Raw genomic sequence first — 10643 nt, forward strand, 5'->3', positions numbered from 1 at the left:
TGCTGCGCTTCATCTCGTCCGTCCTTGTCAGGGCCGGACTCTACTTCAGACTGGAGGAGGATTCCCACGGCAGGTCAGTCCCCGACTATTGAGTGCCCGACGATCCTGACACTCCGGGTCAGCAGAATGACGGGCGGAGGGTAATCCCCCCATCAGCCTTCGGGCGGAAGAGCCCATCGATAGGCCCGGTAGAATAGAGAATCGCCGCGCTTAAGAGCGCGTTGTATGTGGCGATAGCGTCTTAGGGAAACCCGTATCCTCGAATCATCGGAAGGCCCGATGTCCGGTGCGATGATCCGGACGAATTCGAGAGCGGGCGGGTAGCCGCGCAGAGCAGAAGCAACGGTCATGGCCTTAATGGTTTCTCCCATTTGGCGCCAGCGTTCGACCGATGCTTCCCGTAGATCCTGATCTGAAGTGGGCGTGATACCGGCGCTGTTCTCGGCGGCCATACTCATGAGCGGGTTCACGCTCGCTCTTCCCTGGCGGGTCGCTACGGCGCTGATCATCTCCCCCGCGCCCTTCCGAATGGCGACGCCAATGGCTTCGATGCGAGGCAGGAGGTGCCTTTTCGCCCCTCCGGAGAGGGTGCGTGACATGTGATAGCTGGCATTGCGCGCGGCTTTAAGTGCCGCGTTCAAGGTCGCCGTAACGCCACCGCGCGGCCCCTGGCCTTCATGGCCATATCGAGGCCGCACCTCATTGGTGGGATGATAGAAAGCGCCGGTTCGAACCTCGGATGGCGCCCCATCTCTCGCCCGGAACTGCGCCGCCGACTCTTCTAGGGGCATCTCCAGACTTCCGTCACGTCGCCCCATCGCCTCCTTCAGTGCCGAGCCCAAAGGGCGATTGGCCAGGAATGTCAATGCGTCCTGCTCTCGCTGACTGCGCTCCTCGATTGACTTGGGCGGCTGGGCCAGGGGGGACATGGCATTGGCGATACGCGCAGCCTCTACCCGGTCAAGATCAAGGTTTTCCATGACGGGCTGCCATTCGGACGGGCCGCCGAATGCCGCCAGCAGAAAATAGTCACGCTCGAGTGTGCGGAGATCCTCCCAGCTTCGTCGGCTGCTTGATGGTTGGGCTGGCATGTATTCGGCGCACATGGGGCGATCTTTCCACTGTCTGTCGCGCTCCCCCTGCGTGTTGCGGAAAGGTGCGACCTGGTCTCCGTGCTGCTGGCCTCGATTGAGTGGCGCCGCGTAGCCCGACCGGAATGAACCCCGCATCGGCGGCGAAAGTCATGATGCCATTGCCCGGGGCGGATTGTCAAAAATGACCCGGCCCGCCAGCATGACCGCGATGGCTGCCGCCGGATTACGGCCCTGCCGCGTGATGCGGGTTTGGCGCCAATCCACCAATCCGCTGACAATTGTCAGTGATAGCCCGCCACCGCGCCCAATATACAGGAGGAACGTGGCCACGAGACAGGCATCACGGGCTTTCAAGGACAGAATTCGATGATCGCAACCGAACTTGACGTCAACGCCGCCCGACTTTCCCATCTTCGCTGGGAAGCCGATCTGGAAAAGGCCGTGAACGGAGAAGGACCGGACGAGCCGTTGAAAGGGCACGAAGATTGCGATCTGGGCACCTGGATTTACGGCACCGGCCTTGGTCGCTATGGCAAGTTGGGGGCGGTCTGGCAGTTGAAAACCGCCCATAAGCGCTTTCATCACATGGCCGAGGAGACGTTGTCGGCCTGCGCGGCAGGCAAGCCCGAACGCGCCGCCGAGACCATGGCCGCCGTCCGCAAGCTGAGTGGTGAAATTCTCTTCCTGCTGACCTCCCTGGAACTGGATGTCATCGAAGCGGCAATGACCGGACCCCAGCCCAAGGATATTCTGTCCCGGCTGACGCGGGCGCTGCTCCCCAGGCCGCGCCCCCACAGTATCATCTCCATTCAAACCCTGGGCGAAGCCAGCAGCGGCCGCCACACCCTGAACGTCACCGGCGCTCGGCTTGTCCATCTGAAGTGGATCCGCGATCTGCAAATGGCGTTCCGGGGCCATGGCAAGGCCATGCGCGCCCAGCCGAGCGACGAGTGCAGCCTGGGCATCTGGATACACGGAACCGCTATGAAAGAGTTGGGCGCGACCACGGCGCTGAAAAACCTGGACACCGTCCACAAGCAGTTTCATCGGGAGGTCGACCAGGTCATCTCTTCCCTTAATCACGGAAGACTGCGCACGGCCGACGAGGCGTATGAGGAAGCCCTGGCCCTGAGCGGAGAGATCATCACGCTCCTGACCCGCCTTCAGGTCGATCTGGCCGATTCCCAGGTTCTGTCCGTTGGAACCTCCTCGCTCTGATCCCGCCGAATTCATATTTTCATAGAGAATTCGCCAGCCCATATGCCACGTCCCGATGAAAAAGACTCATCGGGACGTGGCATAAGATTCGATCTGGAACCGCCATCTCGACCAAGCCGTGAGCGTGCCCGGCGTCCCCGATCGATTGGGGGCGCAGACGGTGGTCATGGCGATCGAGGCGGCCACCATGCCGTAGCGGATGCCGCCGTCATGTCATTCAGCCTTCCGATTGGGTCAAGAACAGACTATTCTGCCGCCAACAAAGGAAAGTTGGGCTGTCAATCTGGAAAATCCGGACTAATATCGGCTTGAGTCAAAAAGGGCACAATGAGACTGCAATTCAGATATATTTTTCGGGTGCTTTCCGCGCTCACTGTTCTCGCAGTGTTTGCATTGTCGCTCATTCGGTACAATGAATTCCTGACAATGCGCGAGGACGCTCAATCAAAAAGGTCTAATTTTGAGGTCCAGATTCAACGAAGAAATAATTTATTTGGTAACTTGATTAAGTTAACAGTTAATCACGCCGCACTTGAAAGTTCTGTCTTTAACCATGGGACGGATATGCGCGCGGACGTCGCATCAAATAGTGCAATAAAAAATGACATATTGAGGCTTGACGAAACCTTATCCAAAGACGGATATGGCGCTGCATACGGAAAGATCATGGCGTATTCAGAAAGCTATCCGGATATTAAATCCGTAAAATCATACAAATTAACGATGTCATCCTTGGTTGAAATGGAAGAAAGGATAGCCAACAACAGGGTGACATACAATGAATCCGCTGCGAAATTTAATTCTGAAATCAGAAAGCTGCCATGGAAGTATCTTGCGATGCTTACAGGATTTAAGGAACGAGAGTATTTTCAGCAAAACCAAAAGAGTACAGAAATTATTAACTCACCAATTGTTACTCCCGAAATATATGAGCAATTGATTCCGTTGGGGAATTATTCGTCACAATGACGATCATCATTTTAGGGCGTTACCGCCACTTTTGTTAAGCGCATACGTAGTATTTATTTGTGCTGACAGTGGACGCAATCTAACGCTTGGTGCCCGATGCCGATCTGCTCGGCCATCGCCAGGGCGGTCCAGTAGATACCCCCGGCGGATCGGTGGTGATGGTCCGTTGGCCCGCTAGAGAAACCGCCGCGGGCCTCATGCTGTCGATGAACGCCAGACGACCTATCTTGCGATAGAATCCGAGCCCGGAAATGAACTCATAGGAGATATATATATGCTTGAACTAACTGATGATCTTCGTATCGGGCACCCTGTCATTGATACTGATCATCAGCGACTTATAGATATCATTAATGAGTTTAACGACCACTCTGCATCGATAAACAATGAGAAGTTGATGCATGAAACACTGAAGGCATTGCTTTCTTATGGTCGAGAGCACTTCGCCAGGGAAGAGAAAATTCAGCGGGAGTGCATGTATCCTTACCAAAATATGCATTTTCACGAACACAAGGCACTGCTGGAACAGGTTCAGGATATTGCCAGGGCATATTTTGTTACGAAATCGCGGCCGCTTAATGAGAAATCCATTTCAGAATTAAACGAGTTTCTAAAGACATGGCTTATTGGACATGTGAAAAAGTTTGATACGAATTTGCGGGAGTGGGTGGCTCCCTCGAATGAATGCCCAGAACCTGATGGTGAACAGAAATTGTTCCGCCTACCGTCTTCGGATATGGCGGCGCTCGTCATTGATGACGATGCGACAAGTAGAGCACTGTTGGTCAAGTTGTTGAACGTAATGGGGGCTTCCGTCGTACTTGAGGCATCCGATGCAATTGAGGGGCTTCAACTGGCATTCAGCGATCCCGTCCCGGACATCATAATAACGGACTTAAACATGGAGCCAATGGACGGATTTTCCGTTGTAGGGGCGATTAGGGCCAGCCAAAAGAACTATATCTCCTGTATCCCTGTGATTATATTTTCGGCCACGGATGACAATGACCTAATGGCCAAGTCCATGGCGATCGGCGCAACGGGAGCATTGAAGAAGCCTTTCAATCCAAGAGATTTGTCAAAGTTTCTGTTCCAGGTCCTAAAGAATCGTTCTGGTAAGTTGTAGGCAGACACCGCATATGGCAATCACGGCATCATCCTCATTTGACGTGAATGCACTCGTTGCTATTGGAAACACGGCAACCAGAAGGCTTATTGTTTCCGTGATGCGGGAGTGTGGCTTTGCAGTCCAAGAAGAAACAAAAGACATTAGTCATACAATGCTACACCTCGAGCGTGGGAATGCATTAAATATAAATATCATCCTGTGCGACAAACTTGGGGGAACGGGGCATCTAACGATTTTGAAGCATGTCCGCTGGGGCGAAGGTCCGCCCCCCCAATACCTTCCCATAATCGCCCTGGATAACCAGTGGACCGCCGATGAGCTAATCGCGGCGAGAGACGCGGGCATATCCGCTTCGCTCACCCTGCCCATAACCCGACATTCGCTGCAACTTGCGATCACGGCTGCGATGACGTCGCAGAAGGCTTTTATTTCCTCGTCGGGCTTCCATGGGCCGGACAGACGCTCTGCCATCATGAAGGGCTACAAGGGGCCGTTTAGACGGGCGGATGATACCCTGACCCGCCGTCAAGAAGGCTCTCCTGTGATTGCTCCTTCCGCCGATCAGCGGCGGGCCAAGCGGCAAGCCCCCCCCGAAGAGGCACCTCCTCCTTCATCTTCGGTCGATATGAAGGCTGAGATCGGATGGTCTACGGCGATTGCCACGGGCCGGGATGACATCGATGATCAGCACCGGAAAATTATTGATTTTCTAAAGATACTTGGCTCGACCTCAAGTGCGGAATATGAAAACAAGGCGGTCGATGACGTTCATGACGCTCTTTCAGATTATGTGAAGATGCATTTTAAACATGAGGAGTCTCTCATGGACTCCTTTGATTATGACGAAAGAGACAAACACAAGAGAATTCATGCGAGCTTCGTTGAAAAGCTTGATGGAATCGATCGCGACAATCTTCATAAGGACGGCGGAAGCGAGAAGTTATTTTTTCTAATATATAATTGGCTTGTCACGCATATTGTTAGCATTGACCGCATCATGATCGCCAAGATGAATGGCGAATATGATGATGCTGTCGGCATCGAGACCATTCATAAGCAAACTGGCATCGTGATCGAAAATGCGTATCAGTTGGCCGCAAGAATTATGAATACTGACCTTCAGACCAGTTCAACGACAGATGATTATCATAAAAAAATAATTATGCATGACGTCTCAAAGTCGACCGAGAGATTGATCAACCTTATGGAGCTTGCGGACTCGCGGGTGCAGGTGAGTGGATGCTCTAATTTTCAACTTAAGAGACTGGGCGAGATACGGCACGCACTTACGAAAAGTGCGGATTCGCTGGCCGAGACTGCTGCAAAAAAGATCATCCAGTTCTGCGGTGATATTTTGTCGGGCAAGCAGGGCATCCCCCTTGGAATCGGGGATGTATTGCGGCGACAAACGGGCCGGGTCGCAAGCTTGGCTGCGGTAATCGGTGGATTGGACGCCATGAGTGCCACCGCGAAAACCGCGGCCTTCGAGGCAAATAAGGTGGCCGCGAAAGTCATGGAAATTGAGCTTGGATCAGCGGCGTCTTTGCGGAACCTTGACATTGCTGAGGAATAGCAAAACAGCATTACGGTTCATGATTGTATATTTGTTATACTGACGCCCTCTGATCACATTCCCGGCAAAGCCGGTCTCGGCCGTTCGCGTGGCAATCCCCCCTGTCTAAAGGGGCATCTACGCCCGTATCTTCTGCGATGTCTTCGTCAGGGCCTCAGCGATTGCGGCGGAAAGCGAGCGAAGTGAGACGGGCTTCCTGACAAAGACGGTGACGCCCGCATCCAAAGCGGCTCTCTCGCATTCATCTTCCGTCCTGGCCGTGACCATGACGATTGGAACTTCGGCATCAAAGCCGTCAAGGCCACCCGAACGGATCAGTTTGGTGCAGGCGATGCCGTCGAGCATGGGCATCATCCAGTCAAGAAAAACGATGTCAGTGCTGCCATCTTTCAATTCGCCGTCTTCAAGACTGACGATATTGGCGGCACCGAATGCGAGAGTGCCATCCTCCACCTCGATGACATCGCGGCAATGGAAGGAGCCCAGAGCGATTCTGATCAATTGCCGCATCGGCTTGGCGTCATCAACGACTAGTGCCCTTCGGATTCGTGGAAACATATCTGTTACACTTTCAACTTGTTGGCGGTCAATTGATCGACACTTAACCAATATGTACCACGTGTCGTAGCCCTCCAAAAGACCGGACACGGCGGGGAGATTCATAAGACAAGCATCGAGCGTCCACACATGACGCATGATGGTCTAGGCAAGCCTTTGATCGAAGGCCTTCGACGGAGAGGATAGCCCCGTGTCTTCCTCGGACCTCGGAGCAGCGGTCGCCTTCAACAAGCGCAATCCATTGAAGACCACCAGAAGGGCCGCCCCCATATCCGCCGCGATGGCTCCCCACAGGGTCGCCATGTCCAAAATCGCCAGGACCATGAACACCGCCTTCAGCGCGATGGCGAAAGCGATATTCTGGCGAATGACCTTCATCATCCGGCGGGAATGGCCGATCAGCCAGGCCAACCGGGTCAGATCGTCGGACATCAGCGCCAGATCCGAGGTTTCGATGGCGGTATCGGTTCCGGCGGCTCCCATGGCGATGCCCAGGGACGAGCGGGCCATCGCGGGAGCATCGTTGACGCCATCGCCCACCATGGCGACGGTTCCGAATTGCCGGGCGAGATCGTCCATGGCCTCGCCTTTGTCCTCGGGCAACAGTTCCGCCAGGACGAGGTCGAAGCCCAGGGCGGCGGCCACTCGCTCGCCGGTGGCGGTGTTGTCTCCGGTCAGCATGATCAGCTTGCGTATCCCGGCTTGGCGCAACGCCGCCAGTGCCGTCGCGGCTTCCGGACGAATGGGATCGGACAGAGCGATCAGTCCACGCACCCCGGTGTCATCGCCCACCGCCACCACCGATCGCCCGCTTTCCGCCAAGGCCAGGGCCGCGTCGCGCACGGCTGGTGTCTCGGCGCCCCGCTCCACCGCGTAACGATGGGAGCCCAGCCACACCGTCTTGCCGTCGAGGATCCCGCAAATCCCCTTGCCGGGCAGGGACTGGATGGATTCGGCCGGGGTCGGAGCAATGCCTCCGGCCGCGGCGTGATCGAGGATGGCTCGGCCCAGGGGGTGGGTGCTGCGCGCCTCCAGCGCCGTCGCAAGGCGCAAGATCGTGCCCTCGTCGCCACCGTCCAACGCCATCACCCGCTCGACGGTGGGGCGGCCCAAGGTCACGGTTCCCGTCTTGTCGAAGGCGATGGCGGACAGCCGTGACGCCGTTTCAAGATATTCCCCGCCCTTGACCAGCACACCGGCCCGCGCCGCCGAGGCCATGGCGGCCACCACCGTCAAAGGCGTCGAGATCACCAGGGCGCAGGGGCATGAAATGACCAGCAGCACCAAGGAGCGATAGATCCATTCGGACCAGTCCAGACCGAGCGCCAGCGGCGGCAGCATCGCCACCGCCACGGCACCGGCCAGAACGACAGGGGTATAGATCGCCGAGAAACGATCGACCCAGCGCTCCACCTTGGATCGCTTGCCCTGGGCCTCCTCTACCAATCGGGCCACCTTGGCCAGGGTGGTTTCCCCGGCCAGTTTGAGGTTTTCCACCTCCAAGACGCCGTCGGCATTGATGGTGCCCGCGAACACCTCCATGCCCACGCTTTTCAGCACCGGCACGCTTTCTCCGGTGATCGGCGCCTGATCCACCATGCTTTCGCCCACCAGGACACGGCCGTCCAGGGGAATGCGCTCGCCCGGCAGTACGACGAAGACGGCCCCCACGGGCACTTCCTCCGGCGCCGCCAGGGCTTCGTCTCCGTCGGCCTCCTTTACCCGCGCCATGGGCGGGGTGAGGTCCATCAGCGCGGCGACGGCCCGGCGGGCGCGCTCGGCGCTCCAGCTTTCCAGCGCCAGGGACAGCGCGAACAGCGCCGAAACCGTGGCTGCTTCCATCCAGTCTCCCTGCGCCATGGCGCCGAAGACCGCCACGCTCATCAACAAATTCATGTCCGGTCGAAGCGAGCGAACGGCATGCAGCGCCTTGGGCAGCACCATCCACAACCCCACCGCCACGGCCACGGCCTCGGCCATCTGGCCGGGGAGCGGGGCTTGGAACGCTTGGCCGAGGATCTGCCCCAGCAGCGCAGCGCCACCGCTGAGCCCCGCCAGAACCGCCTGAAGCAACTGGCGCCGGGAATTGGCCTTGTCGCGTTCGGCCACGCTGGTGCATTCCCACGGCTTCGCCTCCATTCCCGTGCGTGAAACGGCGGCGATCACCGCATCGCCGTCAATGTCCGCCGGGACGGTCATCTTGCCGTTGAGCAGATCGAAACTCAGACGCTCGTCCCCCCCGGCCAGCGGACCGACAACCGCCTTCAGCGTCCGCACCTCCTCGACGCAGCACATGCCGGTGATGCGGAAGGCCCGGGACTTAGCCGCCTTGGATGGCGGAACCGCCGCAGAGGGAAACCCAGCGGGGAGGACCGGGGGAAGAACAGCTGACGCGCCGCCACCGCAACATGTGCTGGTACAGCAAGGCTTGGCTTCCGACATGACCCGAACTCCTTCGAAGCGGCCCGTGTTCGCGCTGGACAATCCCCCAATACAAGGGGAGCATGGACCCTGGAGCCACTACAGAGTCAACGGAAAATCATGACGCTTCAGCCCTTCAATATCGGCGGCCTCAGCCGACAGACCGGCGTCAACATCGAAACCATCCGCTATTACGAGAAGATCGGGCTGCTGCCGCCGCCGACACGAAGCCAGGGTGGCTTTCGTCAATATGAGGACCGCCATCTCCAGTGGCTCCGTTTCATTCGCCGGGGCCGGGATCTGGGCTTTTCCATCGATTCCATCCGTGCCCTGCTGACTCTGGCCGAACGGCCCGATGCGCCCTGCGAAGGCGCCGATCGGATGGTCGCCCTCCATCTTGACGAGGTGGAACGGAAAATCGCCGATCTCACCTTGTTGCGCGACGAATTAAGGGCGATGAAGAATTGCTGCGGACAGGTGGTCGCCCAATGCCAGATCATCGGCTCGCTGACAGCCCCCGGCGCGGCACAACAGGACACCATATGACCACGGCGGCGGCAAAACGCGCGGTTGAGCTATCGCGCTTTTCCAATGGCCCCCGTGATGGTACCGTTCCCCACTGAACCGGCAGGAATATTCGGATAAGACAGCCATGATTTCTCGCATCGAACAGCGCTGCATCGACAAGAACATGAAAATGACGGGCCAGCGCCGGGTCATCGCCCGCGTCCTATCCGAGTCCGCCGACCACCCGGATGTGGAGGAAGTCTACCGCCGCGCGGCCCAGATCGATCCTCATATCAGCATCGCCACGGTCTATCGCACCGTGCGGCTGTTCGAGGAAACCGCCATCTTGAAGCGGCATGATTTCGGCGATGGCCGCGCCCGTTACGAAGAAGCGGATGACGACCATCACGATCACCTGATCGATCTGAAAACCGGGAAGGTCATCGAATTCACCAGCGAAGAGATCGAGGCCCTGCAAAAAGCGATCGCCACACGCTACGGCTACCGGGTCGTGGGCCACCGACTCGAGCTGTTCGGAATCCCCCTGACGACCGACGAGGCGGCAGACTGAGACCAAATCTCGGTGATCGAAACCGATCGCCGAGGCCCACAGGCGCCGGGCGGGTTCCTCCGGAACCCTTGGCTTACGCCGTTTGATCGGCGCGGACGCCTTACGGCCGACCACGTCCCCACGAATCATTCTCAGCGGGAGCGATGCGAATACCCATTGACAATGAGTGGCAATTGCGGCTTCCTATGGATGCGAGTTGTTCGCAATCACAGTTGAGGGGATGCCCCATGAGCCGTCAAGCCGCCACCTTCTCTTCTTCCGCCGGATCCCGCACGGTTGTTCGTTCCACCGTCGCTGGCGCCGGTGGCGCCGTGGCGGCGGGAACCGCCAAGGCCGCGGGCTTCCTGACCATGGGCAAGATGGCCGGTGTCGGTCTGGGCACCCTGGCTGGTGGGCCTCTGGGGGCCGCCGTCGCCGTCGGATTGATGGCCGGCCTGATCTACGGATCCGCCGCCGCCCGCCCCCGCCGGGTCTGACCCTTCTGTGATAGAATTATAACGGCCCGCCGCCCTTGGCGCGGGCCGTACCCTCTCTTGCTCAGGCCCTTGCCGCGACGGCGGGCGCCGGGCTGACGAACAGGCGGATGTCGCGGGCGTGGGGGAT

The 10643-nt window shown here is 57.9% G+C and carries 10 protein-coding genes; 7 read left to right on the forward strand and 3 right to left on the reverse strand.

Translation table 11 applies throughout. From position 1 onward, the window contains the following. Window positions 1-152: 152 nt before the first annotated feature. A complete protein-coding gene (locus tag CU669_RS20610; protein ID WP_146747835.1) occupies window positions 153-1106 on the reverse strand; it encodes a hypothetical protein in 954 nt (317 codons plus the stop codon). 354 nt (window positions 1107-1460) lie between these two features. Between CU669_RS20610 and CU669_RS20615 the strand changes: the two genes are divergently transcribed. The 4 genes from CU669_RS20615 (at window position 1461) to CU669_RS21940 (ending at window position 5983) form a co-directional block, all read left to right on the forward strand. Beyond that, window positions 1461-2312: a CZB domain-containing protein gene (locus CU669_RS20615; protein WP_112147472.1), complete on the forward strand. Its 852-nt coding sequence runs from the start codon at window positions 1461-1463 to the stop codon at window positions 2310-2312. A 327-nt stretch (window positions 2313-2639) separates the two neighbouring features. Further along, a complete protein-coding gene (gene mamQ, locus CU669_RS20620) occupies window positions 2640-3281 on the forward strand; it encodes a magnetosome protein MamQ (protein WP_112147473.1) in 642 nt (213 codons plus the stop codon). A 274-nt stretch (window positions 3282-3555) separates the two neighbouring features. Continuing rightward, window positions 3556-4407 (forward strand): bacteriohemerythrin, encoded by an 852-nt coding sequence (locus CU669_RS20625; RefSeq protein ID WP_112147474.1) that lies wholly within the window; start codon window positions 3556-3558, stop codon window positions 4405-4407. Window positions 4408-4420: 13 nt separating this feature from the next. Continuing rightward, complete coding sequence (locus CU669_RS21940; protein ID WP_239988823.1) at window positions 4421-5983, forward strand: bacteriohemerythrin; 1563 nt, start codon at window positions 4421-4423, stop codon at window positions 5981-5983. Window positions 5984-6100: 117 nt separating this feature from the next. Here the strand turns inward: CU669_RS21940 and CU669_RS20635 are convergent, their stop codons facing one another. Continuing rightward, window positions 6101-6541: a response regulator gene (locus CU669_RS20635; protein WP_112147480.1), complete on the reverse strand. Its 441-nt coding sequence runs from the start codon at window positions 6539-6541 to the stop codon at window positions 6101-6103. Window positions 6542-6685: 144 nt separating this feature from the next. Beyond that, window positions 6686-8983 (reverse strand): heavy metal translocating P-type ATPase, encoded by a 2298-nt coding sequence (locus tag CU669_RS20640; protein ID WP_239988825.1) that lies wholly within the window; start codon window positions 8981-8983, stop codon window positions 6686-6688. A gap of 99 nt (window positions 8984-9082) precedes the next feature. On the opposite strand from CU669_RS20640, the gene CU669_RS20645 reads away from it, so the two are divergent. The 3 genes from CU669_RS20645 to CU669_RS20655 all read left to right on the forward strand — a co-directional run bounded on the left by CU669_RS20645 (window position 9083) and on the right by CU669_RS20655 (window position 10516). Then, entirely contained in the window at window positions 9083-9508 is a 426-nt protein-coding gene (locus CU669_RS20645) for a MerR family transcriptional regulator (RefSeq protein WP_112147476.1), read from the forward strand. Between the two features lie 106 nt (window positions 9509-9614). After that, on the forward strand, window positions 9615-10040 hold the full coding sequence (locus CU669_RS20650; RefSeq protein WP_112147477.1) for a Fur family transcriptional regulator: 426 nt from the start codon (window positions 9615-9617) through the stop codon (window positions 10038-10040). Window positions 10041-10267: 227 nt separating this feature from the next. Beyond that, window positions 10268-10516, forward strand: a complete 249-nt coding sequence (locus tag CU669_RS20655; RefSeq protein ID WP_112147478.1) for a hypothetical protein — start codon at window positions 10268-10270, stop codon at window positions 10514-10516. Window positions 10517-10643 lie beyond the last annotated feature (127 nt).

Source organism: Paramagnetospirillum kuznetsovii (assembly GCF_003284725.1).
Taxonomy (GTDB): Bacteria; Pseudomonadota; Alphaproteobacteria; order Rhodospirillales; family Magnetospirillaceae; genus Phaeospirillum; species Phaeospirillum kuznetsovii.